The organism is Mycolicibacterium houstonense (assembly GCF_900078665.2).
Taxonomy (GTDB): domain Bacteria; phylum Actinomycetota; class Actinomycetes; order Mycobacteriales; family Mycobacteriaceae; genus Mycobacterium; species Mycobacterium houstonense.
Window position 1 is genome coordinate 90341 of record NZ_LT546208.1, and the last position, 23996, is coordinate 114336.

Below are 23996 nucleotides of genomic sequence, written 5' to 3' on the forward strand. Positions count from 1 at the left end.
TACTGGCTTCCGAGCCCCGACAGCGGTGTACTTAGAGGGCCGCGCACTCTCCGGGGAGGAAGACCGCCGATGTCGACGTATGGCCAGTTCTGTCCCGTGGCCAAGGCCATGGAACTGCTCGACGAACGCTGGACCCTGCTGGTGGTGCGAGAGCTGCTGCTCGGCAGCGCGCACTTCAACGATCTGCGCCGCGGCGTTCCGAAGATGTCGCCGGCTCTGTTGTCCAAGCGGCTGAAGTCCCTGACCCGCGCCGGGGTCATCGAACGCACCGAAATCGACGGACGGACAAGCTATTCCCTCACCGAATGCGGTCGGGAACTCGCCGGCGTGGTCGACGCCCTCGGGTCGTGGGGGGTGCGGTGGATCGGTGAACTCGGCGAGCAGGATCTCGACCCTCACCTGTTGATGTGGGACATGCGCCGCACGATCCCGATCGCGGACTGGCCGCGCTCGCGCACCACGATCGCGTTCGTGCTCGACGGCGTGGCGCCGAAGGCGGCGCGGTGGTGGCTGGTGGTGGCCGACGGCCAGGCCGACGTGTGCGATTTCGATCCGGGGCACGAGGTGGCGGGCACGGTGCAGACCAGCCTGCGCACCTTGACCGAGATCTGGCGCGGCGATGTCGGGTGGGCGCGGGCGGTGCTCGATGGCCGGGTGGCGCTGTCGGGATCGGCCGATGTCCGCCGAGCCATCCCGAAATGGCTGGGCCAGAGCAATGCGGCCGCGATCCCGCGGCCGGCCTGAGTCCTCGGTCAGTCCAGGATGCGTCGGGCGACGTTGGTGGTGACCAGGTCCAGCAGCTCGTCGGCCCGACCGGCGAGAATGGTGCGGATCGCGTAGAGCGAGAAACCCTTGGCCTGTTCGACGGTGATCGCCGGCGGGATCGACAGCTCCTGACGAGCGGTGTGGACGTCGACGACGGCGGGTCCGTCGTGGGCCAACGCGTCGGAGATCGCGCGTTCGAGGTCGGCCGGTTCGGTGACCCGCCTGCCGAACATCCCCATGGACTGGGCCACCGCGGCGAAGTCGGGATTGACCAGGTCGGTGCCGAACGTGACGATGCCGGCGGCCTTCATCTCCAACTCGACGAAGTTCAGCGAGGAGTTGTTGAACACGATCAGCTTGACCGGCAGATTGTTCTGGATCAGCGTGACCAGTTCGCCGAAGAGCATGGTCAGCCCGCCGTCGCCGGCCAGGGCGACCACCTGGCGCCCGGGAAACGCGGTCTGCGCGCCGATCGCGTGCGGCAGCGCGTTGGCCATGGTGCCGTGGTTGAACGACCCGATCAGCCTGCGGCGGCCGTTCATCGTCAGGTACCGCGCGGCCCACACCACCGGGGAGCCGACGTCGCAGGTGAACACCGCGTCGTCGGAGGCCAGCCGATCAGCAAGTGCGGCAACATATTCGGGACGGATCGGGGTCTTGTCGCGGTCGTTGACGGCCAACGAGTCCAGCTGAGCCCGGGTCTTGCGGTAGTGCTTCAGGGACCGGTCGAGATGATCCCGGTCCGCCTTGGGCCGCAGCAGCGGTTGCAGTGCGGCCAGGGTGTCGGCGACGTTGCCGCGCAACCCGAGATCGATCGGTGTGCGCCGTCCGAGGTTGCGCCCGCGGATGTCGACCTGGATGACGGTGGCACCCTCGGGATAGAACTGCTGATACGGGAAGTCGGTCCCGAGCATCAGCAGGGTGTCGGCCTCCTTGATGGCCTTGTAGCCGGAGGCGAAGCCGAGCAGCCCGGTCATGCCGACGTCGTACGGATTGTCGTATTCGATGAATTCCTTGCCCCGCAACGCATGCACGATCGGCGCCTGCAGCGTCGAGGCCAGCTCGATCAACGCGTCGTGTGATCCGGCCACGCCGGCGCCACCGAGGATCGTGACGCGCTGCGCCGCGTTGAGGATGTCGGCGGCTCGGCGCACGGACTCGTCGTCGGGGCGCACGATCGACCGGGTGGGCCGGACCGGACAGGTCGCCCAGCCGGTGTCGCCCGCACGCTGCAGGAAGATCTCGCCGGGGATGACGACGACGGCGACGCCGTTCTCCTCGACGGCGGCCCGCATCGCCATCTCGAGGATGCGCGGCGCCATCTCGGGGGTGCTGACCAGTTCGCAGTACACGCTGCACTCGCGAAACAGGTTCTGGGGATGGGTTTCCTGGAAGTACTCCGAGCCGATCTCGGTGCGCGGAATGTGCGCGGCGATGGCCAGTACCGGGACGCGACTGCGCTGCGCATCGAACAGGCCGTTGATCAGATGCAGATTGCCCGGGCCGCAGCTGCCCGCGCACACCGCCAGCTGACCGGTGAGTGCGGCATCGGCCGCCGCGGCGAACGCCGCCGTCTCCTCGTGACGCACGTGCTGCCAGGTGATCTCGCCACTACGGCGAATCGCATCGGTGAATCCGTTGAGACTGTCACCGGGAAGGCCGTAGACCCGTCGTACCCCGCTCACCGTCAGGGCGGAGATGACTTGATCTGCGATGGTCGCCATGATGCCTCCCCGGTATGCGATTTCGGGGTGATCGGCGGCGGCCGGCGCCGCTGATCACCCCGAAATCACTCTACTTGGGGGCGAAGCGCTGGCCGGCGTCCAAGCGCAGGCACTGGCCGTTGAGCATCGGATTCTCGGCGATCGCCACGGCGAGCTTGGCGTACTCCTCTGGCTTACCCAGCCGCTTGGGGAACGCGGCGTCCTTGGTCAGCACCGTGGCGAACTCGTCGGGGATGCCCTCGGTCAGGCCGGTGGCGAACAGGCTGGGCGCGATGGCCAGCACGCGAATACCGAGGCTGCCCAGGTCGCGCGCCATGGTCAGGCACATGCCGGCGATGGCGGCCTTGGACGCGGTGTAGGCGACCTGCCCGATCTGGCCCTCGAAGGCGGCGATCGAGGCGGTGTTGATGATGACGCCGCGCTCCTCGGCCTCGGCGTCGACGGGCTCGTTCTTGCTCATGTGCCAGGCCGCCAGGCGGCTGATGTTGAACGTGCCGATCAGGTTGAGGTCGATGGTGGAGCGGAACGAGTCCAGGCTGTGCGGGCCGTCCTTCTTGATGGTGCGCTCGCCGATGCCGCCCCCGGCGGTGGTGACGATGATGTGCAGGCCGCCCAACGCCGCGACGGCCTCTTCCAGCACCTTCTCGGTGCCGTCGAAGTCGGTGACGTCGACGGCGAAGAATGAGCCACCGATCGCGTCGGCTACTTCTTGGCCCTTGGACTGCGGACGGTCCAGGACGGCCACGCTGGCGCCGCGCTTGGCCAATGCCTCGGCAGTGGCCCGGCCGAAGCCCGAGGCGCCGCCGACGACGATCGCCTTCTTGCCTTCGATCTCCATCTAGCTTCCTTTCCAAAAATGACCGAAATCGTAAAGCAACCTATCCCATCGACCCTTCCCGTAAGCCTTTCGGGTTCGCCTCGCCTCTCCCCTTGCACCGCGACCGTGCGTGTTTGTCCCCCCACACGCCGCATTTTGTCGACACGCAGCGCACGGTCGCCGTCGACGAGCGTGCATAAATCCCTCGACGCCGCCACCCGAGACCGAATAGGTTCGCCTGCCATGACACCCGCAGAGCTGTGGCGCGAGCGGCTGCGCCGGTCGCTGCTGTCGGCGCGCAAGTCCCGCGACGCCACCGGCGTCACCGCCATCCGATCGGCATTGAGCGCTATCGACAACGCCGAGACCCCGCAGCCCGATCAGACCGATACCCGCACCGGCGAAGCGATCGCCGGCGCGGTGTCGGGTGTCGGCTCCACGGAAATGGCGCGCCGGGTGCTCAGCGACGACGAGGTGCGCGTCCTCATCCGGGCCGAGATCGACGAACGGCTCGTGGCCGCAGACCAGTACAGCGCGAACGGGCATCTCGACCGCGCCTCGGAGCTGCTGTCGCAGGCCGATGTCTTGACCCGGCTGCTCGGCCAAACCCCGGAGGCTGTCTGACCCCCGTGGCACGCTGAGCGTGTGCTGCTCGCCGAAATCGCCGCCGCATCCGCCGACATCGCGGGAACCTCGGCGCGGCTGGCCAAGATCAACCGCATCGCGGCCCTGCTGTCCCTGGTCGCCGCGGAGGGCGATGCCCGTTCGGTCGCGGTGACGGTGTCCTGGCTGTCCGGCGAACTCCCGCAACGCCAGATCGGTGTCGGCTGGGCGGCGTTGCGGGCCTTGCCGGAGCCGGCAGTGACACCGACGTTGACGGTCGACGCGGTCGATGAGCGCTTCACCCGGATCGGCGCGGTCTCGGGCAAGGGCTCCCAGGCCCGGCGCTCGGAGTTGGTCCGCGAGTTGTTCGGAGCGGCGACCGAGAACGAGCAGGCCTTCCTGCGCCGGCTGCTGAGCGGCGAGTTGCGCCAGGGCGCCNCTGAGGTCCGCCGGGCGGCCATGCTCGCCGGCGATCTGCCCGTCGTGGCCGCGGCCGCCTTGACCGGCGGACGGTCCGCGCTGGCTGAGTTCGGATTGCAGGTGGGGCGTCCGGTCGGCCCGATGCTCGCGCAGACGGCGACCGGTGTCGCCGACGCACTCGAACGGCTCGGTGGCACAGCGGTTCTGGAAGCGAAGCTCGACGGTGCCCGTGTGCAGATCCACCGCAAGGGCGCCGAGGTCTCGGTCTACACCCGCAGCCTCGATGACGTCACCCACCGCTTGCCCGAGGTCGTCGAGGCGACGCTGGCGCTGGCCGCCACCGACCTGATCGCCGACGCCGAGACCATCGCGCTGCGTCCCGACAGACGCCCGCACCCGTTCCAGGTCACCGCCGCCCGGTTCGGCCGCAAGACGCCGAACGGCCTCGAACCGTTGTCGGTGTTCTTCTTCGATCTGCTGCACCTCGATGGCCAGGACCTGCTCGACCTGTCCACCGAACACCGCCTGGCCGCACTCGACGCGCTGGTACCGCAGGACCGCCGTGTCGATCGCGTCATCACCGCCGACGCCTCCGTCGCACAGCAGTTCCTGGACCGCACGCTGGCCGCCGGCCATGAGGGCGTGATGGCGAAGTCGCCGACGGCCCCCTACGAAGCCGGCCGTCGCGGCGCCGGCTGGCTCAAGGTCAAGCCGGTCCACACCCTGGATCTGGTGGTGCTGGCGGTCGAATGGGGGTCAGGACGACGCACCGGCAAACTGTCCAACATCCACCTGGGCGCCCGGGACCCCGAGACCGCCGGATACGTGATGCTGGGCAAGACATTCAAGGGCATGACCGACGCGATGCTGGCCTGGCAGACCGAGCGGTTCCGAGAACTGCAGGTCTCCGACGACGGCTGGGTGGTCACGGTCCGGCCCGAGCAGGTCGTCGAGATCGCGTTCGACGGCGTCCAGCGGTCCACCCGCTACCCGGGCGGTGTCGCCCTGCGCTTCGCCCGAGTACTGCGCTACCGGGACGACAAGACCCCCGGCGAAGCGGACACGATCGACACCGTGCGGGGCTTCCTCGCCTGAGCGTGACCGCCCCGGGAGGCTGCCCGCCCTGACGTCATTGCGATTTCCTGGTTAGGGTTCGGAAACCGTTGGCTCGATGAAAAGATCGAACGACGCGTACCACCATGGGCGAGCGAGGAGAGACCGTGGCAACACCGGATGCCCCACCAACGGATCGCATCAAGGAGCAGGACGGCGACGTCACCTATATCCGCACCGACAAAGACCTTCCGCCGGTGGCCATAATTGATCGTCGCGGTGTCACTGCGAAACACAAGGCCATCTTCGCGATCATCGCGGTGCTCGGAGCGGTCGCCTGGGCGGTGATCGCGTTCTTCCGCGGTGAGACCGTCAACGCGGTGTGGTTCGTCATCGCCGCGATCTGCACCTATGTCATCGGCTTCCGGTTCTACGCCCGGCTGATCGAGATGAAGATCGTCCGGCCGCGCGACGACAATGCCACTCCGGCAGAGCTTTTCGAGAACGGCACGGACTACATGCCGACCGATCGGCGGGTGCTGTTCGGTCATCACTTCGCCGCGATCGCCGGGGCGGGGCCGTTGGTCGGCCCGGTGCTGGCCATGCAGATGGGCTATCTCCCCGGCACCATCTGGATCATCATCGGCGCGGTCGTGGCCGGCTGCGTCCAGGACTACCTGGTGCTGTCGATCTCGGTACGCCGGCGCGGCCGCTCGCTCGGTCAGATGGCCCGCGACGAACTCGGCGTGGTCGGCGGTGTGGCGGCGATCGTCGGCGTGCTGGTCATCATGGTGATCCTGCTGGCGGTGCTGGCCTTGGTGGTGGTCAACGCGCTGGCCGAGAGCCCGTGGGGCGTGTTCTCGATCGCGATGACGATCCCGATCGCCATCTTCATGGGCCTGTACCTGCGCTTCCTGCGGCCCGGCCGGGTTTCGGAGGTCTCGCTGATCGGCGTGGTGCTGTTGCTGCTCGCGGTGGTCGCCGGTGGGTGGGTCGCCGAAACCTCTTGGGGAGCAGACTGGTTCACGCTGTCCAAGGTGACGCTGTCGTGGTGCATCATCATCTACGGCCTGGCCGCCTCGGTGCTGCCGGTCTGGTTCCTGCTGGCCCCACGCGATTATCTGTCGACGTTCATGAAGGTCGGCACCATCGCGCTGCTGGCCGTCGGCATCCTGATCGCGCGGCCGGTGATGGAGGCGCCCGCGATCTCGACCTTCGCCGGCAGCGGCACCGGCCCGGTGTTCGCCGGCTCCCTGTTCCCGTTCCTGTTCATCACCATCGCCTGCGGTGCCCTGTCGGGCTTCCACGCGCTGATCTCTTCGGGCACCACGCCCAAGCTGCTGGAGAAGGAAAGCCAGATGCGGCTGATCGGTTACGGCGGCATGCTGACCGAGTCGTTCGTCGCGATCATGGCCCTGATCACCGCGGCGATCCTCAACCAGCACCTGTACTTCGCGATCAATGCGCCGACGGCGGCCACCGGCACCACCGCCCAGACCGCGGCCGATTACGTCAACGGTCTCGGCTTGTCCGGCCAGCCGATCACGGCCCAGGAGATCACCGCTGCCGCCGAGGGGGTCGGGGAACAGTCGATCGTGTCGCGCACCGGCGGCGCACCGACGCTGGCCTTCGGCATGTCCGAGGTGCTGCACCAGGTGTTCGGCGGGGCCAGTTTGAAGGCGTTCTGGTACCACTTCGCGATCATGTTCGAGGCGTTGTTCATCCTCACCACGGTCGATGCCGGCACCCGCGTCGCGCGGTTCATGTTGTCCGACGGCCTGGGCAACCTCGGTGGGCCGCTGAAGAAGCTGCGCAATCCCAGCTGGCGGGTGGGCGCCTGGGCCTGCTCGGTGATCGTGGTCGCCGCGTGGGGCTCCATCCTGTTGATGGGCGTCACCGATCCGCTGGGCGGCATCAACACCCTGTTCCCGTTGTTCGGTATCGCCAATCAGTTGCTGGCCGCGATCGCGCTGACGGTGGTCACCGTGGTGGTGATCAAACGTGGGTTGGTGAAATGGGCGTGGATCCCCGGTCTTCCGTTGTTCTGGGACCTGACGGTGACGATGACGGCGTCGTGGCAGAAGATCTTCTCGGGTGATCCCAAGGTCGGTTACTGGAAGCAGCATTCGCAGTATGTCGCGGCCAAGGAGGCCGGGCAGTCGTCGTTCGGGGCAGCCAAGAACCCCGACCAGATCGACGCCGTCATCCGCAATACGTTCATCCAGGGCACGCTGTCGGTGGTGTTCGCACTATTGGTCTTGATCGTGTTCGTCGCGGGCGTGGTGATGGCGCTGCAGGCGCTGCGCGGTACCGGCAGGCCCTTGACCGAGGACGAGGAGGTGCCGTCGCGCATCTTCGCCCCGTCCGGGCTGATCGCCACATCGGTCGAGAAGGAGGTGCAGAAGCAGTGGGACGCCTTGCCCGGAGCACACGCCAGGCCGCACGCCACATCGGGTGGTACTGGTCAACATTGATGGGCGACAACCACTATCGCCGCTACGTCACACACCGGCAGCGCACGCATCCGGGTGAGCCGGTGCTGTCCGAGCGCGAGTACTGGAAGTTGCGGCACCGCAACACCGAGGCCAACCCGGGCGCGCGCTGCTGCTGAGCCGACGAATCTGCTGATCGCCTGGCCGGGACCTCACGCGCGCGGCTAAACTGTTGGCCATACGGTAAGGCAGTCGTGAATGGAGTGGGTTCGTGAACAAAGACGACATGATCCTGATCAGCGTGGACGACCACATCGTCGAACCACCTGACATGTTCAAGAACCATCTACCCAAGAAGTACGCCGACGAGGCACCGCGATTGGTGCACAACCCGGACGGCAGCGATACCTGGCAGTTCCGCGACATCGTCATCCCCAACGTGGCGCTCAATGCCGTTGCCGGCCGCCCGAAGGAGGAGTACGGCCTGGAACCCCAGGGCCTCGACGAGATCCGCAAGGGTTGTTACAACGTCGACGAGCGGGTCAAGGACATGAACGCCGGCGGCATCCTCGGCTCGATCTGCTTCCCCTCGTTCCCCGGCTTCGCCGGCCGACTGTTCGCCACCGAGGATCCGGAGTTCTCCCTGGCGCTGGTGCAGGCCTACAACGACTGGCACATCGACGAATGGTGCGGCGCCTATCCGGCCCGCTTCATTCCGATGGCACTCCCGGTGATCTGGGACGCCGAGGCGTGTGCCGACGAGGTCCGTCGGGTGTCGAAGAAGGGCGTGCACGCGCTGACGTTCACCGAGAACCCGGCCGCCATGGGTTACCCGAGTTTCCACGACGATTATTGGACGCCGCTGTGGAAGGCGTTGTGCGACACCAACACCGTGCTCAACGTGCACATCGGCTCGTCGGGCAAGCTTGCCATCACAGCGCCCGACGCGCCCCTGGACGTGATGATCACCCTGCAGCCGATGAACATCGTGCAGGCCGCGGCGGACCTGTTGTGGTCCAAGCCGATCAAGGACTACCCGGATCTCAAGATCGGGCTGTCGGAGGGCGGCACCGGCTGGATTCCGTACTTCCTGGAGCGCGCGGACCGCACCTACGAGATGCACTCGACGTGGACACACCAGAACTTCGGCGGCAAGGTGCCGTCCGAGGTGTTCCGTGAACACTTCCTGACCTGCTTCATCTCCGACCCGGTCGGGGTGGCGCTGCGCGACAAGATCGGCATCGACAACATCAGCTGGGAGGCCGACTACCCGCACAGCGATTCGATGTGGCCGGGTGCGCCCGAGGAGCTGTGGGATGTGCTGACCGAGAACAACGTTCCCGACGACGAGATCAACAAGATGACGCATGAGAACGCGATGCGCTGGTACTCGTTCGATCCGTTCACCCACATCTCGCGCGAACAGGCCACCGTCGGGGCGCTACGCAAGTCCGCCGAGGGCCACGACGTGTCGATCCGGGCACTCAGCCACCACGCCCAGGGTTCCCGGGGCGACGCGCTGCACGCGGCGGCCAAGGCCAACTCCGGTTCCGAGTAGTCGCCTTCTCCCGCGAGCAGACGCAAAACTGCCCTTTTTCATGCGAAAAGGTACAGTTTTGTGTCTGCTCGGCGAGCCCTACCGCAGCGAATACCGCACCGGGAGATGCTTGAGCCCGCCGACGAACGTGGTGGCCATGTGCTGCGGCACGCCGGCAAGCTCTGCGGAGCGTAACCGTGGCAGCAGCTCGGAGAAGAAGCTGTTGATCTCCAACCGGGCCAGTGCGGCACCGAGGCAGAAGTGCACACCGTAGCCGAACGCGATGTGTTTGTTGGGATCTCGCCCGACATCGAAGCGGAACGGATCTACGAAGACGTCCTCGTCGCGGTTGCCCGAGACATAGGACAGCAGCACCGACTCGCCCTTCGCAATGTGTACACCGCGAATCTCGTAGTCCTCCTGCGCGGTACGCATGAACTCCTTGACCGGTGTCGTCCACCGGACCATCTCTTCGACCGCCAGCGGCATCAGACTCATGTCGTTCTGGAGCCGGGCCAGTTGGTCGGGATTCTGCAGCAGGGCGTGCATGCCGCCGGAAATGCTGGCACTACTGGTGTCGTGGCCGGCAGCGGCGATGATCGCGTAGTAGGACACCGTGTCGATGTCGGACAACGGCTCCCCGTCCAGGGTGGCGTTGGCGATCGTCGAAGCCAAGTCGTCGGTCGGACTGGCCCGACGCGAGGCGGTCAGTTCGGTGAAGTACTGAAACATCTCGAGTAGCGCCATGCCCTGCTCTTCCATGCTGGTGCCGCGCTTGAACTCGTCGTCGTCGCTGCCGAACAGTTCTTGGGTGAGCTTGAGCATGAACGCGAAGTCGGACTCGGGCACGCCGAGCAGCGTCATGATCATGTACAACGGATAGTTCACGGCGACCTGCTGCACGAAATCGCATTCCGGGCCTTCATCGACCATCCGGTCGACGAACCGCTTGGCCAGTTCGTCGGCGCGATCCTTCAACGCGCGCATGGCCTTCGGCCGAAACCAGTTGGCTCCGATGGCCCGTAGGTCGCGGTGCAGTGGGTCGTCCGTATGGATCAACGTCCGGATGCCGATCGCGGCCTGCTGCTCGTCGCCCTCGCGGGTGACCAGCACCGGACGCGGCGAGTTGGTGAAGATGTCGTTGGCACGCTCGATCTTCATGATGTCCGCGTGCTTGGTGATCGCCCAGAACGGGGCATAGTCGGGGACCTCGACCCACGACACCGGGGCGTTGGCCCGCAGGTGGGCGAGATCCGCGTGCAATGTCGCCTCGTCGGCGTACGCCGACGGGTCGGCGAACATCTTGGCGGCATCGTCGATCACGCGTGTGCTCACGAACAACTCCTCAGTTCCTCTAGGACGGCCGTCACGGTGGACTGCGGAACGGCGGCGGGAAAGCTCGGCAGGACGCGGTCGATCACGCCCGCGCAACGGCGGCGCAGGGCCGCAGCCAATGTGTCGACCGGCTCGACGACGGCGAATGCGCCGAGCACGTCGTCGTCGATCAGCGTGCCCATCAGATCCCACTCACCGCGCTTGGACAGGCCGTGCAATTCGGTTTGCAGGTCACCCCATCCGTGCAGTTCGAGCACCCGGCGATAGGCCGGCGTCGACGCATAGAAGGCGATCTGCTTGCGCACCGGTTCAGCGGCCGAGCGCATCTGCGCCTCGTCCTGCCCCGTCACCACGAACACCGGACAGGACACCGCGACGTCCGCGCGGGACCGGCCGGTGCTCTTCATCCCGCGCTCCAGCGCCGGGACGGTGACCTCGTCGAGGTATCGGCGCGTGGTGAAGGCATGCGCCAGTAGACCGTCGGCAACCTCGCCGCACATCTCGGTCATCAGATCGCCGACCGCGGCCACGAATACCTTTGGCACACCGTGCGGCTGGGCCTCCGGGGTGAACATCGGTGTCATCAGGGTGTGGGTGTAGAACTCGCCGTCGAAGCTCAGCGTCGTCCCGTGGTGCCAACAATCCCAGATGGCATGCAGCGCCAGGATGTACTCGCGCATCCGGCGCACCGGATGGCTCCACGGCATGCTGAACCGCTTCTCGATGTGCGGCTGGATCTGAGATCCCAGACCGAGGATGAAGCGGCCCTGAGAGTAGGCCTGCAGATCCCAGCCGAGGTGGGCCACGGTCATCGGGCTGCGGGCGAAGGCCACCGCGATACTGGTACCGATCTGCAGCCGCGTGGTGTGTTCGGCCGCCAGCAACAGCGGAAGAAACGGGTCGTGGCTGAGTTCGCCGGTCCAACAGCCGTCGTAGCCCTGGCTCTCCACGGCGGTCGCGACCTCGGGAACCCGCCGCAGGTCACTGGGAACACCCCGATCGATCCTGAGCCCGGACGCGCTACCGCCACCCATGGCCGCAGACGCTACAGTAAGCAATTCAGTATGGTCAACGGCGGTAGGCTTGGGACCCGATGGCGAACGCTCGACAAGTGAGGACGGCGCGATGACGAATGACCCGGAGTGGAAGGAAACTCTCGAGGATCTCGCGGCCCGGCGAGCGCGCTCCCACGGCATGGGCGGAGCCGAACGGCTGACCAAGCACCACGGCAAGGGCAAGCTCGATGCCCGGGCGCGGATCGCCCGGCTGCTCGATCCCGACACCTTCCAGGAGTTCGGCACGCTGGTGGGCGGCGACATCGCCGCCGACGGTCTCGTCGCCGGCTCGGGCCGCATCGACGGCACGCCGGTGATGGTGGGCGCCGAGGACTTCACCACACTGGCCGGCAGCATCGGCCCGGGCGGCAATGCCAAGCGGTATCGCCTGGCCGAATTGGCGCTGCGCAACAAGATTCCGTTGGTGATGCTGTTGGAGGGCGCGGGTTTTCGCCCCAGCGGGGAGCACTACGGGCGCACCCCCACCGACCTGATCGCGCAGGCGAAGTGCTCGGGGAAGGTGCCCACGGTATCGGCCATCCTCGGCCCGTCGGCCGGTCACGGCGCCCTGGTGGCCCCGGTGTGCGATTTCACGATCATGAGCCGCCAGGGGGCCATCTTCACCGCGGGCCCGCCGGTGGTGAAAGAGTCGACCGGAGAGGACATCTCGAAGGAGGACCTCGGCGGGCCGGACGTGGCGCTGTCCAGCGGCGTGATCCACAACTACGCCGAGGACGACGAGACCGTCATCGACGACATCCGGCGCTACCTGTCCTACTTCCCCTCCAGCGCATGGTCATATCCCCCGACCCGGCTTGCCGACGACACCGCCGACCCACGACTCACCCCGGAGATTCTCGACATCGTCTCCCGCGACAACCGGCAGATCTACGACATGCGGGCGGTGCTCGACGAGATCTTCGATCGTCCCGACTGGTTCGAGGTGCAGCCGAAGTTCGGCCGCGCGATCATCTGCGCGCTGGCCCATCTCGGCGGCTATCCGGTCGCGGTCGTCGCCAATCAGCCGCAGGTGATGGCCGGTTCGATCGACGCCGACGCTGCGGACAAGGCCGCGCATTTCATCACGGTGGCCGACTCGTTCCACCTGCCGATCGTCTTCCTGGCCGACAATCCGGGCATGTTGCCCGGGAGCCGATCCGAGCGCAGCGGCGTGCTGCGAAGCGGGGCCAGGATGTTCGCCGCCCAGACCGCGGCGACCACCCTCAAGCTGCACGTCACGCTCCGTAAGGCGTTCGGATTCGGCTCGATGGTGATGTCGCTGTTGGGCTTTGACGATCAGGTGGCGACGTTCGCCTACCCCGGAGCGACCATGGGCGCGATGGGTGCGGCGGCACTGAGCGCTGCCACCCACGCCGGCGAGGACTACACCCAGGTGCTCAAGCGGATGGAGCTCGAGGCGTCCTTCCGCTCGGCCGGCCACCTCGGGTTCGACGAGCTCATCTCCCCCGAGGAGACCCGCAACGCGCTGCTGGTCACCCTGCAACACGGCATCTTCAGCCGTCAGGCCGTCGCCGAACCGGTGTCGCGCACGCTGATCATGCCGTAATCCTCGTCTTGCACCGCGAGCGTGCGTGTCTGCCGGTCGAAACGCCGTGCCCCATCAGCATTCTGCGCACACTCGCGCAGGACCGACCGTGCCCAGACCGTCAGCATCAGCATGCCTCAGCGCCGAACCACCTCTGCAGGTGGTCCGCAAGGTCCGCCTGCGCGTCCCCCACCCACGCCACATGCCCATCGGGCCGTAGCAGCACCGCGGGCACATCCAACTCCTCACTGGTGTCGACGACATGGTCGACACGGTCGGCCCACCCGCCCAGCGACAGCCGGCCGGTTTGATCGAGCAGCAGTCCCCGCCCGGCGTGCATCAATCCGTAGAGGCGACCCCGGGTGAGCTCGATGTCACGCAACCGCCGGCCGACCAGATCATGGCTGTCGCCGAAGTCGTAGCGGATGGTGATCGCGATGATCTTCTCGGTCAAGCGACGGCTCACCCCGGGGAAGTCCATCAACTCGGCCACCAGTCGACGCACCGCCTGCGCTCCGGGTTCCAGCGACATCAGCTCCATCTGTGCCCGCGTGTTGTCGAGCACATCGGCGGCCACCGGACGACGTTCGGCCTCATAGCTGTCCAACAGATCCGCGGGCGCCCAGCCGTTCACCGACGCTGCCAGTTTCCACCCGAGGTTGAAGGCATCCTGGACCCCGAGGTTGAGGCCTTGGCCGCCGGTCGGCGGGTGCACGTGCGCGGCATCGCCCGCCAGCAGTACTCGCCCGCTGCGGTAACGCTCCGCCAGCCGGGTCCCGTCGCCGAAACGCGACAGCCAGCGCGGGGAATGCACACCCAGATCCGTGCCTGCGGTGTGCACCAGCTGTCGCCTGAATTCGTCGAGTGTCGGTGCCGTGGCACGATCCTCGGTCACCCGGTCGGCCGGAACGATCACGCGGTACACCCCGTCACCGAGTGGCATGGCCCCGAATCGCAATTGCGTCTTGCGAACCTCGGCCGTCACGGCATCGAGGGTCTCCGTCGGCACATCCAGCGCGACCTCGCCGAGCAGCGTCTCGACCGTGGCGGGTTCTCCGGGGAAGTCGATGCCCAGCAGTTTGCGCACCGCACTGCGGCCGCCGTCGCAGCCGACCAAGTACCGCGCCCGCACCTGCGTCCCGTCGGACAACTCGACCGTCACCCCATCGTCATCCTGGTTCAATCCGACCAGCTCGCATCCGCGCCTGATCTCGGCGCCCAGTTCGATGGCGTGTTCGGTCAACAGGCGCTCGGTGATGGTCTGCGGAATCCCGAGCACGTAGGCATGGGCGGTGTCGAGGCCCTCGGGCTGCGGTTTGGGGATCCCGGCGAAGAACCCGCCTACCGGATACTTCTGACCGCGCTCCAGAAAACGAGCCAACAAGCCGCGCTGGTCCATCACCTCGATGCTGCGCGCATGCAGCCCGAGCCCGCGGACCACCTTGGAGGGCTCGGCCTCCTTCTCCACCACGAGCACGTTCACCCCGTGCAGCCGTAACTCGGCGGCGAGCATCGTGCCGGTCGGCCCCGCGCCGGCAATGATCACGTCGAACATGAATCCCCCTGTTTCCGCAGCTGAGCACTGCGGGAGGAGATTCTGCACCAACCTCGGGGTCTTGCCGCAAGACCCCGGGTGCGCTATATGTTGAAAGTGGCAGGGAGCGTATGACGCCCCTGCTGTTTTATTTTCCGGTTGCCGACGATGCCTCGGTCGCCCGGTATTCGGCGACGATCGGCTCGAGCTCGTCGGGGGTGGCCCCGTGCATGATCACCGCGTCGGCTCCGTAGTCGAACTCCTTGCGGATTCGGTCGACGCACTGGCCTGCCGATCCGGTGGCCGACGGTTCCAGCCATTCGTCGGGGATCAACGTGGCGATGTGTTCGATCTGCTCGGCGCTGGCCTTGTGGTCGATGCCGCCCGGAATCGACGTGACCACCGGATCCTCCCGAAATCGTTGCAGCACAGCCGGATCCCAGTTGTTGGTGCTTACCAGCAGGTCACCGTAGCCCTGCAGGTAGGTGGCCAGCCGGGCCACGGTCTTCTTGAGCCGTAGTTCCTCGGGCAGGTGATCGCCGACGGTGGCGAAGCACGACCACACCCGCACACTGTCCGGGTCACGGCCCGCCTGCGCTGCGGCGTCCTTCACCGTCTTGACCGCGCGCTGCAGTGTCTCCGGGGTGAAGTAGGTGTGCAGGATGACGTCATCGAACTCCCGCCCGCCCAGTGCCAGGGTCTGCGGGCCGAAGGCGACGATGGCCAGGCGGATGTCTTCGTTGAAGTCGGGGTCGAGGAACAGCACCTGATACTTGCCGATCGGGCCGTCGTGGTTGAAGATCACCTCGCCGTGCCACAGCTTGCGCATGACCTGCGCGAAATCCTCCATCTGTGCGGTGGTCACCGCGGGCACCCCGAACGCGTTGTACATGGCCGCGATGCCGCGGCCGATGCCCAACGTGAATCGTCCCTGAGACAGCCGGTGCATCGTGGTGGCCCAGGACCCGGTGATCAGCGGGTGGCGGGTGTTGTGATTGGTTGCCGCCGTGGCGATCTGCATCCGTTCGGTCACCGCACAGGCGGCGCCGACGAGCGAGGACGCTTCCTTGACGTTCCACCGCTCGGAGATGAACGCAGTGCCGAAGCCGAGTTCCTCACCACGGCGAGCCTCGTCCATCAACGTGGCCGGCCCCTCGCCGCCCGCGCCTGCCAACAGGTAGTAGCCAAGCTCGTCGAGAACTCGCTCACTCATGCCCAAACTCCTTGTTTGTAACCACAATTCCAGACTTCGGTGATCCGGCCATCGACGACGCGGAAGATCTCCATGCTGCTGATCGTCATGGAGTTTCCGTCGGGGAACGACATCGGCGATTCGTAGACGATGGTGACGTGTTCGCCGTCGTCGCCGGCGATCACCAGCTTGAGGTCGAAGCGGATGGTCTCGAACATCGCCCAGTGGTCGACGATTCGCTGCACCGCCTGTCGATGGGTCAGCGTCTGGGCCTCCCCCACGTCGTGACGGATCACGGTGTCGCCCATCAGTTCTTCGGCCAGTACGAAGTCGCGCTCATTCCAGACCACCAGGTTGTAGAGCTCGACGACTTCGCGGGCGGTACGCGCATTCACGCGAACACCTCCAAGGCGTCGATCTCGTCGATGCAGGCGACGGCCCGGTCGACCAGGGTCAGACACAGTTGTCGCGAACGCTCCGGCATCGCATCCCAGCCCACCAGCGTGATGACGGGCAGCACCATCAGATAGGCGACGGCGAACCGGTAGTGCCGCCACGCTTCGTCGAAGCGATAGTCGGTCAATCCGTGGCCGCGCAATCGGTCGAGGTATTCGCGTACCAGGACCTGATCCTGACCACGCCGAGTGTCGGTGGGCAGCCCCTGGCTCACCAGGTAGCCGATATCGGCCGCACCCGCGCCGTGGCTGGCGAATTGGAAATCCACCACCTTCAGGCGATCTCCGTCGAAGAACATGTTGTCGGCCCGGATGTCGCCGTGCAGCAGCATGGTCCGCTCGGTGAGCGCCGCCAGGGCCTGCGGGGCCAACTCGACGAAGTGCTCGGCGAACCGGGCCACTCTGGGCGGGAGGGCCATCGACGAATGTTCGCGGTAGACCTGCCATCCCAATCCGAAGACCGGCAGGAACAGGTCGCTGGCCATCGGCGTGTCCAAGCTCGGGAACTCGTCGACCAGCACCGGGTCGGCCTCCGTGACCGACCACGCATGCAGGCCGGCGAGTTCGTCGATGGCGATCCGGGCCCGGTCCAGCGACAGGCCGGCCAGGTGGTCAGCATTCACCCAATGCTGCAGATCTTCCATCACCAGGACGAAGTCCGCCGTGCCCTCGACCATGCGTGCCGTGTGCACATGCGGCGTGGACATCGGCGCATGCCCGGCGACCCGCTGGTAGAAGGCGAGTTCGCGACGATAGCCACCGAGCATGTCCATGGCGCCGCGAGCCTCCGACTGCGCCGGCAGTTTGACGATCACCGTGGGTGGAACACCCACACCGCGCAGGTGCACTCGGTACAGCAGGGACGAGAAGCCGCTGTCCATCGCGATCTGCTCGGCGCGGATGTCGGTCACGATCGCGGTGTCGGGTACCGCCGGGTCGGTCTGCAGCACCTCGGTCAGCCAGGCGGCGGTGACGGCATCGATCTCGGTCGGCACGCCGGCGGCGTCCCGGGCGTGAGCGTCGGTTACCATCGCACTCCCCGGAGATTAGTTGACAACGGCATATAGCGGCTCAAGAAAGCGATTGGTCGCGCTCTGGACCGGTCCGGAGAACAAGTGCCCGACGTGACCGCCGTCGTGCCAGTGCAGTTCACCGCCCCACCGATCGTGCAGGGCCACAGCTGATTCACGCATCGCCATCCGGTCATGCCAGGCCCCGACGATCAACCGGCGTTCGGCACGCGGAACGGTAGTCAGCGGATCGATCACCGACGTCAGTGCGGTCACGACGTCTGACTTCAGCAGACTGCCGGCAGCTCGCCCGGCCGTGCCCCACCGGCCGAGATGCAGTCCGATCATCGTATTGAGACCGAGGATGGGCGTGTACACCGCAACCGCCGCGACCCGGGCGTCGAGATGCGAAACCAGGGCCGCCACAGCGCTACCCAGCGACAACCCGGCCATCGCGATCGACGACGCCTGCGGCTCCAGCCAGCCGATGAATGCCCGCACCTCCGACACCGCGCGCATCATGCCTGCCACATTGGCCAGCGGATCGCGGGCCGGGTATTCCGGCCAGTCCCGCCGGCGTGGCCCGTGGCCGGGCTGTACCGGCAGCGCAACATTGAATCCGAGTGCACGCAGCTGACGCACCCGGGCCACCAGGAGGTCCATCGGATCCCCCTGACCGGCGCCGTGCACCCAGATCAGCCAGGGCCGAGCATCGTCGCCGCAGCGGTACAGCCGCACGCGTGCGGTGGCCGTCCCGCCGTGGCCATCGGCCATCACCGACGCAGGCAACGCGGGCTCGTGGTCGAAGACCAGTTCCTCGAAGGTCAGGGCACCGAAGCGGCGCGGCCGGATGTGCTTGACGTCCAGGGCATCCGGGTCCGGGTGCGCGCCGTCGATGCCTAGTGCGGCAAGCTCAGCCGCGGCGTTCTCATAGTCGGTGAGCGGGCGGGGCAACCGGGGCGGCGGACCGGTCAGCGTCATCCCGGTGACCACCAGCTCGTCCATCGCGACCTCACCGAGCTGGCGCAGGCCGGTCACCGACAGCGCCCGCCAATCCCCCGCGTCGATGAGTGCACCGACCGAACGGGGCACCACGCCACCGAGTTCCCAGGCAATCCGCGCTGCCCTACTCAAGGGTGAATCCCACATAGCCGTCAGCGGCGATCTCGTCACAGCGGCGACGGTACTCCGGGATTCCGGCGGTGTATCCCAGGTACATCCGCTTCTTACCGGGCACATTGCCGCCGTTGTACCAGGAGTTACAGCTCGGGTGCACCAGTACGGTGGGCGCCACCAACGCGGTGGTGTGCTCGATCCATTCGGCCTGAGCCTGTGGCGTCGCCTCGATGCTGCGATGTCCACCGCCCCTCAGGTACGTGATGCAATCCGCGATCCATTCTACGTGCTGCTCCAGGGCCGCCACGAAGTTGGTTGCGGCCGAGGGACTTCCCGGTCCCTGGATGGTGAACAGATTCGGAAACCCGGCGACGGCCAGCCCCAGGTAGGACAGGGCACCCTCTTTGGACCAGTACTCGCCCAGCACCAGGCCGTCACGGCCACGCACATCGATCCGGCTCAACGCGCCGGTCATGGCGTCGAACCCGGTGGCGTACACGATCACGTCGAGGTCGAAATCGCCCCGCTCGGTGGAAATCCCAATTTCGGTGATCTCACGGATCGGGCCCTTGCGCAGGTCGACGAGAGTCACGTTGGCGCGGTTGTACGTCTCGTAGTAGCCCTGATCGATGATCGGCCGCTTACATGCGAACGGATGGCTGGGCGTCAACGCCGCCGCCGTATCCGGGTCCTTGACGATACGGGCCACGGCCCGGCCGTACAGTTCGGTGGCCATTCGGTTGGCTTCGATGTCGAAGAAGACGTCGCCCCAGTTCAGCGCGCCCATCACCCCGTGTTCCTCGACCGCACGCTGTTTCTCTTCGGGCGTAGCCGATTTCACCGGCGGTCGAACCAACATGTCCAACAGCACCGAGAACGCGCTGAGCCGAGCCGCCCCGACCGGATGTTCCCGCTGCGCGGCCCGGATCTCGTCGTAGTTTGCCTTGAGCGCGTCGAGCTCCCCGGGTTCGAATGGCCGGACCTGCCAGGGCAGCGTGAAAGCCGGGGACCGCTGGAACACCGTCAGCTCTGCCGCCTGCGAGGCCACCACCGGGATCAGCTGGACACCGGTGGAGCCGGTGCCGATCACCCCGACGCGCTTGCCGGCCAAGTCGATGCCTTCACGCGGCCACCGACTGGTGAACAGCGACGTGCCGGTGAAGCGACGCATCCCGGGAATGTCGGGTTCGAGAGGGACGGACAGGATTCCGGTGGCGGCCACCACGAATGGTGCGTGCAGCGTCTTTCCGTCGGCGGTGCCGACGCGCCACTGTGCAGCGTCCTCGTCGTAGGTCATCGCCACGACGTCGGTGCCGAATGCGATGTCGCGGCGTAGGTCGAGCCGATCGGCGACGAAGTTCAGGTACGCCTCGATCTCGGGTTGGGCCGGCATCGTCTCGGTCCAGACCCAGTCCTGCTGGATCTCTTCGCTGAAGCTGTAGGAGTATTCGATGCTCTCGATGTCACAGCGGGCGCCCGGATAGCGGTTGACGAGCCAGGTGCCGCCGACCGCGTCGGCCTTTTCCAGCACTCGCACCCGCAGCCCGGCTTCCCGCAGCCGGTGCAGCGCGTACAGGCCGGAGAACCCGGCGCCGACGACGACAACGTCCAAGTCCGGGGCAGTCACAGGTCGATGACCTTCTCGTTGCGGTCCTTGCGCTCGACATAGAACTGCGCGGCGCGGGCGATGAATTCCGCGGTCGGCGCCGGCTTCCATCCCAGGTCTCGAGTGGCCTTGCTGTGATCGGCCGGCGAGGTCAGCCACATCAGCCGCGCTGCGGTTAAGTTCATCGGAATGTCAGTGCCGAACAGCCGGTTCGAGAGTCCGGCCAGCCAGCCGAAGACATACAGCGGCGCCATCGGTATTCCGAATCGGGGCGGCCGGGCGCCTACTGCCTCGGCTGCCACGGTGAACATCTCCCGCTGGGACAGGTAGCGCTCGGACACGACGTAGCGTTCACCGATCCGCCCGTGCTCGGCGGCCAAGACCAGTGCCTGTGCCGCGTCATCGATCCCGACCACCTCCGAGCCGACGCCGCGCACGTAGACCGGTAGCTTGCCGAACGCGGCCATCGCGACCAGCGCTCCCTGCTTCGGCTGCCAGTCGGGCGGGCCGTACGGGTTGGACACACACATCGCCACGGCGGGCAGGCCACGCTCCCGGGCGTAGGACAGCACGAGGTCCTCGGCCTGGCGACGGGATTCGATGTACGGCCCACCTTTTCCGGCCCAGTTGAACGGGGTGTCCTCGTCGACGGTGGCGCCGTCGTCGCCAACCGCGATGGTTCCGATGGTGGACAGGAACACGAAGCGCTGCAGGTCGACGCCCACCGCGACGTCGAGAACATTGCGCAGGCCCTCGACGTTGGTGGAGAACAGCGGCGCCGGGTCGGACAGATGGGCGCGGGTGTCGACGACACAGTAGAAGGCCACGTCGCGGTCGGCCATGGCCGACGCGACCGCCTGTGTGTCGAAGATGTCGCCGTAACAGCGCTCGACGTCGAGGCCGTCGATACCCTTGGTCGAACTGCTCTCACGCAGCAGCACCCGCACGTCGTCACCTCGCTCGACGAGCTGTCGGGTGACACAGGCGCCCACGTTTCCACTGGCGCCCATGACGAGCACTTTCCGTCGGCGATCCATGCCCCGCTCCATCCCGGTCGACATCAAAGATGGATGCTACGGTAATGCTTACAGTATCAACCGGGAAACGCGTCAGAAACCTGGAGATCGATGAAGTACACCCTCGAATATCCCAGCGAGCTGCCCACCGCACCTGACGATTTCCTGCAGCCCGAGGTCATCCGCGCGGTCGCCGCCCAGGCCGAAGCGGCGGGATTCTCAGCCGTCGCCCTGAGCGAGCATCCGGAGCGCCTGCACAACCGGCTCACCGAGGCCGGCCGTGATCCGTCAGTCGTCGACATCCAGGTGGTGTGCCCACATACCGATCTCGACGACGAGGCCTCGCGGCGCCGCGCGCGCGAGGTTCTTGCCGAACTCGCCGGACACGGTGCCACCTGGGCCGTCGTACACGTGGACGGCAGCGGCCCCCCAGGCCTCGCTCGATTACATCAAAGCGTTCGGCGAGGCGATGGGCCTGGTGGCAGAACGGGATATCTCGGCTTCGCGTTTGTGACGTGGTGGCGGTGATTCACGCGATTTTTCGCCACCGCGTTACGCGCGCGACCGCCTATGCGGACGTGAACTTCAACAGCGTGCGGGTCAAGTGCAGACTGGTGATCTGCCATGTGCCGTCACGCTTTTCATAGGTCTCGTGATAGTGACCTGCGCCGTGTAGCTCGTTGCCGTTGGCGAAGAACAGCATGTCCTCCATGGCCCAGATGCCGGTGGCGGTGGTATCGGAGGTCAGCATGATCTCGGGGGTGTGGCAGTGGTGCACGGTCGCCGCATGCTCCACCCCTCCCCACACCACGGGGAAGAATTCCTCGAAGCCGTTCAGCGGTGGAGCGGTCTGCGGATCGGCACCGCCGGTCGAGACCGCCATGTCGAGCTTCACCACGACGTCTTCGGCGAACAGACCCCGCCAAGAGTCGATGTCCTTGGTGTCCAGGTAACGGCAGTATCGAGCCTTGAGCTGCTTGATCGCCTCGATGTCGTCGGACATATGCGCCTCCTGTTGACGGGGTGAGATACACGGTAAGCATGGCCGTCGGCGCTCTTTCACCCACGTCCACTTTCGATGCAGTAAACACTACTGTAATGTCTTCCGTACACAATGCGGGAGCAGGGAAACAGGAGGCAGCTGGCCATGAAAGTGCCGTTCACCTGGAAGGTCACCGGCTGGTTCATGATCGGTTGGTCGGCGGAGTTCGCCATCGGTGAGGTGAAGGCGCTGAAGTACTTCGGCGAGGACCTCGCGGCCTACCGCGACGAGTCCGGAGACCTTCATGTGCTGGAAGCCCATTGCAAACATCTGGGGGCCCACATCGGGCACGGCGGCAAGGTGGTGGGCGACTGCGTCGAGTGCCCGTTCCACGGCTGGCGCTGGGGACCCGAAGGCAACAACACCTACATCCCCTACCAACCGGACAAACCCAACCGCGGCCTGCGCCTGCGCTCCTATCCGGTCAAGGAGCAGTACGGCTGCATCTTCATGTGGTACCAGCCTGACGGTAAGGAACCGCAGTGGGAGCTGCCCGACATCTTCCACAAGTTCCCGCAGTTCGAAACCGATCCGAATGCGTACTACCGGCCCTACCCGGAGTTCTCCAGCCGGGCCGATGCGATTCCGGTCCACCCGCAGATCGTGGCGGAAAATGGCCCGGACAGTTCGCATTTCCGCTATGTGCACGGAGCCACCGTGACGCCGGTGTGCCTGCACTGGGAGCATGTCGACGAGGAATGGCGCTTCCTGACCGGCTGGCCCGATGCCCGCAGCGACGATCCGGACAAGATGGCGCTGCGGATCCACAGCCACTTCTCCGGACTCGGCTTCGCCATGAGCGCCTTCGAAGGTTCGTCGAACCACCGGTTGATCTTCGCCTGCACTCCCGTCGACGACGAGGTGTCGGACATGTTCTATTCCATCTGGTGGCCCAAACTTCCGGGTGAGACTTCCGATGTCCCGCCCGAGCAGGTGCGCAAGCAGGTCGAGAAGCAGTTCCTCAAGACGGTGTGGGAGGACTGCGACATCTGGCGCTACCAGAAGTACGTCGAGCCCCCGCCGCTGGCCAAGATCGACGCGAAACCGTATATGGCCATGCGTAAGTGGGCCACCCAGTTCTACGAGGCACCTCCGGTCGGCGCCCCGGCATGACACCCGATCTGACCGAGCTCGTCGCACCCGCGCACACCGCGATCGTCACCCAGGAATGCCAGGGCGCCGTCGTCGGCCCCGACGCCGGGCTGGCCGCACTCGCCGACGAAGCCCGCCGCGAGGCGCTCCCCAACATCGCGCGCCTGCTGCCGGCCGCCCGGGCTGCCTCGGCACAGGTGGTGCACTGCTTGGTCCAGCGACGCCCGGACGGGCGGGGCTCCAACCACAACGCCAAGATCTTCGCCATCGGCCGCAGCGAGGTCGGCATCCTGCCCGGCAGCCCGGGCGCCAGCCTGCTCCCTGAATTCGGCCCGAAGCCAGACGATCTCGTCCTATCACGCTGGCACGGCCTGGGTCCGATGGGCGGCACCGACCTGGATGCGATCCTGCGAAACCTCGGGGTGAGCACCATCGTGGCCGTGGGCGTCTCGGTGAACATCGCGATCATCAATCTGGCGATGGACGCGGTCAACGCCGGATACCGAGTGGTCCTGCCACGCGACGCCGTGGCCGGAATTCCGAAGACCTATGCCGACGCGGTGATCGACAATACGTTGTCCCTGCTGGCCACTGTGACCACCACCGAAGACCTACTCCGCGCCTGGCAGCGCTGACCGCTCAAGAG

The 23996-nt window shown here is 66.4% G+C and carries 22 protein-coding genes; 10 read left to right on the forward strand and 12 right to left on the reverse strand.

All coding sequences use genetic code 11. The features are described 5' to 3' along the window. The first annotated feature begins 69 nt into the window (after positions 1-69). Positions 70-744 (forward strand): winged helix-turn-helix transcriptional regulator, encoded by a 675-nt coding sequence (locus tag BN4332_RS28375; protein WP_066902935.1) that lies wholly within the window; start codon positions 70-72, stop codon positions 742-744. Positions 745-752: 8 nt separating this feature from the next. On the opposite strand, the gene poxB is transcribed toward BN4332_RS28375, so the two are convergent. Further along, positions 753-2489, reverse strand: a complete 1737-nt coding sequence (gene poxB / locus BN4332_RS28380; protein ID WP_066902937.1) for a ubiquinone-dependent pyruvate dehydrogenase — start codon at positions 2487-2489, stop codon at positions 753-755. A 70-nt stretch (positions 2490-2559) separates the two neighbouring features. Further along, positions 2560-3327, reverse strand: coding sequence for an SDR family NAD(P)-dependent oxidoreductase (locus tag BN4332_RS28385; protein WP_065462743.1), 768 nt, complete (start codon positions 3325-3327; stop codon positions 2560-2562). Between the two features lie 222 nt (positions 3328-3549). Between BN4332_RS28385 and BN4332_RS28390 the strand changes: the two genes are divergently transcribed. From BN4332_RS28390 to BN4332_RS28410, 5 genes are all read left to right on the forward strand, one after another. After that, a complete protein-coding gene (locus tag BN4332_RS28390) occupies positions 3550-3930 on the forward strand; it encodes a GatB/YqeY domain-containing protein (RefSeq protein WP_066902938.1) in 381 nt (126 codons plus the stop codon). Between the two features lie 21 nt (positions 3931-3951). Further along, a complete protein-coding gene (locus BN4332_RS28395; RefSeq protein WP_066902940.1) occupies positions 3952-5424 on the forward strand; it encodes an ATP-dependent DNA ligase in 1473 nt (490 codons plus the stop codon). A gap of 125 nt (positions 5425-5549) precedes the next feature. After that, positions 5550-7856, forward strand: a complete 2307-nt coding sequence (locus BN4332_RS28400) for a carbon starvation CstA family protein (RefSeq protein ID WP_066903152.1) — start codon at positions 5550-5552, stop codon at positions 7854-7856. Then, positions 7790-7993 carry a YbdD/YjiX family protein gene (locus BN4332_RS28405; protein ID WP_074133217.1) on the forward strand — a complete coding sequence of 68 codons (204 nt, stop codon included), beginning with the start codon at positions 7790-7792 and terminating at the stop codon, positions 7991-7993. The genes BN4332_RS28400 and BN4332_RS28405 overlap by 67 nt, the downstream gene beginning before the upstream one ends. A 92-nt stretch (positions 7994-8085) precedes the next feature. Then, positions 8086-9372, forward strand: coding sequence for an amidohydrolase family protein (locus BN4332_RS28410; protein WP_066902942.1), 1287 nt, complete (start codon positions 8086-8088; stop codon positions 9370-9372). Positions 9373-9450: 78 nt separating this feature from the next. Here BN4332_RS28410 and BN4332_RS28415 read toward each other — a convergent pair whose 3' ends face one another. Both BN4332_RS28415 and BN4332_RS28420 read right to left on the reverse strand, forming a co-directional pair. Continuing rightward, positions 9451-10686 (reverse strand): cytochrome P450, encoded by a 1236-nt coding sequence (locus tag BN4332_RS28415; protein WP_066902944.1) that lies wholly within the window; start codon positions 10684-10686, stop codon positions 9451-9453. After that, positions 10683-11720 carry an LLM class F420-dependent oxidoreductase gene (locus BN4332_RS28420; RefSeq protein WP_066902946.1) on the reverse strand — a complete coding sequence of 346 codons (1038 nt, stop codon included), beginning with the start codon at positions 11718-11720 and terminating at the stop codon, positions 10683-10685. The genes BN4332_RS28415 and BN4332_RS28420 overlap by 4 nt, the downstream gene beginning before the upstream one ends. A 91-nt stretch (positions 11721-11811) precedes the next feature. Between BN4332_RS28420 and BN4332_RS28425 the strand changes: the two genes are divergently transcribed. Further along, positions 11812-13308, forward strand: a complete 1497-nt coding sequence (locus tag BN4332_RS28425; protein WP_066902948.1) for an acyl-CoA carboxylase subunit beta — start codon at positions 11812-11814, stop codon at positions 13306-13308. Between the two features lie 106 nt (positions 13309-13414). Here the strand turns inward: BN4332_RS28425 and rox are convergent, their stop codons facing one another. From rox to BN4332_RS28460, 7 genes are all read right to left on the reverse strand, one after another. Next, entirely contained in the window at positions 13415-14842 is a 1428-nt protein-coding gene (gene rox / locus BN4332_RS28430) for a rifampin monooxygenase (protein ID WP_066902950.1), read from the reverse strand. A 127-nt stretch (positions 14843-14969) separates the two neighbouring features. Beyond that, the gene (locus BN4332_RS28435) at positions 14970-16034 is read right to left on the reverse strand and encodes a TIGR03857 family LLM class F420-dependent oxidoreductase (RefSeq protein WP_066902952.1); all 1065 of its coding nucleotides are present in this window, start codon (positions 16032-16034) and stop codon (positions 14970-14972) included. Beyond that, complete coding sequence (locus tag BN4332_RS28440) at positions 16031-16408, reverse strand: nuclear transport factor 2 family protein (protein ID WP_066902954.1); 378 nt, start codon at positions 16406-16408, stop codon at positions 16031-16033. The genes BN4332_RS28435 and BN4332_RS28440 overlap by 4 nt, the downstream gene beginning before the upstream one ends. Beyond that, positions 16405-17499, reverse strand: a complete 1095-nt coding sequence (locus BN4332_RS28445; protein ID WP_066902956.1) for a phosphotransferase — start codon at positions 17497-17499, stop codon at positions 16405-16407. Before BN4332_RS28445 ends, BN4332_RS28440 begins: the two co-directional genes overlap by 4 nt. 15 nt (positions 17500-17514) lie before the next feature. Continuing rightward, positions 17515-18627, reverse strand: coding sequence for an alpha/beta hydrolase (locus tag BN4332_RS28450; protein ID WP_066902958.1), 1113 nt, complete (start codon positions 18625-18627; stop codon positions 17515-17517). Further along, positions 18605-20221, reverse strand: coding sequence for a flavin-containing monooxygenase (locus tag BN4332_RS28455; protein ID WP_066902960.1), 1617 nt, complete (start codon positions 20219-20221; stop codon positions 18605-18607). The genes BN4332_RS28450 and BN4332_RS28455 overlap by 23 nt, the downstream gene beginning before the upstream one ends. Beyond that, complete coding sequence (locus BN4332_RS28460; protein WP_066903154.1) at positions 20218-21237, reverse strand: NAD-dependent epimerase/dehydratase family protein; 1020 nt, start codon at positions 21235-21237, stop codon at positions 20218-20220. Before BN4332_RS28460 ends, BN4332_RS28455 begins: the two co-directional genes overlap by 4 nt. A gap of 90 nt (positions 21238-21327) precedes the next feature. On the opposite strand from BN4332_RS28460, the gene BN4332_RS28465 reads away from it, so the two are divergent. After that, the gene (locus tag BN4332_RS28465) at positions 21328-21744 is read left to right on the forward strand and encodes a hypothetical protein (RefSeq protein WP_066902962.1); all 417 of its coding nucleotides are present in this window, start codon (positions 21328-21330) and stop codon (positions 21742-21744) included. A gap of 40 nt (positions 21745-21784) precedes the next feature. Here the strand turns inward: BN4332_RS28465 and BN4332_RS28470 are convergent, their stop codons facing one another. Continuing rightward, a complete protein-coding gene (locus BN4332_RS28470) occupies positions 21785-22219 on the reverse strand; it encodes a nuclear transport factor 2 family protein (RefSeq protein WP_066902964.1) in 435 nt (144 codons plus the stop codon). A gap of 144 nt (positions 22220-22363) precedes the next feature. Between BN4332_RS28470 and BN4332_RS28475 the strand changes: the two genes are divergently transcribed. Both BN4332_RS28475 and BN4332_RS28480 read left to right on the forward strand, forming a co-directional pair. Continuing rightward, a complete protein-coding gene (locus BN4332_RS28475) occupies positions 22364-23371 on the forward strand; it encodes a Rieske 2Fe-2S domain-containing protein (RefSeq protein WP_066903155.1) in 1008 nt (335 codons plus the stop codon). Continuing rightward, on the forward strand, positions 23368-23985 hold the full coding sequence (locus BN4332_RS28480; RefSeq protein ID WP_066902966.1) for a cysteine hydrolase family protein: 618 nt from the start codon (positions 23368-23370) through the stop codon (positions 23983-23985). The genes BN4332_RS28475 and BN4332_RS28480 overlap by 4 nt, the downstream gene beginning before the upstream one ends. Positions 23986-23996: the final 11 nt, after the last annotated feature.

What these genes read in the sequence shown, in the direction of transcription:
- BN4332_RS28375 (WP_066902935.1), top strand. Translation starts at nt 70, where the DNA reads ATGTCGACGTATGGCCAGTTCTGTCCCGTGGCCAAGGCCATGGAACTG.
- poxB (WP_066902937.1), bottom strand. Translation starts at nt 2,489, where the DNA reads ATGGCGACCATCGCAGATCAAGTCATCTCCGCCCTGACGGTGAGCGGG.
- BN4332_RS28385 (WP_065462743.1), bottom strand. Translation starts at nt 3,327, where the DNA reads ATGGAGATCGAAGGCAAGAAGGCGATCGTCGTCGGCGGCGCCTCGGGC.
- BN4332_RS28390 (WP_066902938.1), top strand. Translation starts at nt 3,550, where the DNA reads ATGACACCCGCAGAGCTGTGGCGCGAGCGGCTGCGCCGGTCGCTGCTG.
- BN4332_RS28420 (WP_066902946.1), bottom strand. Translation starts at nt 11,720, where the DNA reads ATGGGTGGCGGTAGCGCGTCCGGGCTCAGGATCGATCGGGGTGTTCCC.
- BN4332_RS28425 (WP_066902948.1), top strand. Translation starts at nt 11,812, where the DNA reads ATGACGAATGACCCGGAGTGGAAGGAAACTCTCGAGGATCTCGCGGCC.
- rox (WP_066902950.1), bottom strand. Translation starts at nt 14,842, where the DNA reads ATGTTCGACGTGATCATTGCCGGCGCGGGGCCGACCGGCACGATGCTC.
- BN4332_RS28435 (WP_066902952.1), bottom strand. Translation starts at nt 16,034, where the DNA reads ATGAGTGAGCGAGTTCTCGACGAGCTTGGCTACTACCTGTTGGCAGGC.
- BN4332_RS28445 (WP_066902956.1), bottom strand. Translation starts at nt 17,499, where the DNA reads ATGGTAACCGACGCTCACGCCCGGGACGCCGCCGGCGTGCCGACCGAG.
- BN4332_RS28450 (WP_066902958.1), bottom strand. Translation starts at nt 18,627, where the DNA reads ATGTGGGATTCACCCTTGAGTAGGGCAGCGCGGATTGCCTGGGAACTC.
- BN4332_RS28460 (WP_066903154.1), bottom strand. Translation starts at nt 21,237, where the DNA reads ATGGATCGCCGACGGAAAGTGCTCGTCATGGGCGCCAGTGGAAACGTG.
- BN4332_RS28465 (WP_066902962.1), top strand. Translation starts at nt 21,328, where the DNA reads ATGAAGTACACCCTCGAATATCCCAGCGAGCTGCCCACCGCACCTGAC.
- BN4332_RS28470 (WP_066902964.1), bottom strand. Translation starts at nt 22,219, where the DNA reads ATGTCCGACGACATCGAGGCGATCAAGCAGCTCAAGGCTCGATACTGC.
- BN4332_RS28475 (WP_066903155.1), top strand. Translation starts at nt 22,364, where the DNA reads ATGAAAGTGCCGTTCACCTGGAAGGTCACCGGCTGGTTCATGATCGGT.
- BN4332_RS28480 (WP_066902966.1), top strand. Translation starts at nt 23,368, where the DNA reads ATGACACCCGATCTGACCGAGCTCGTCGCACCCGCGCACACCGCGATC.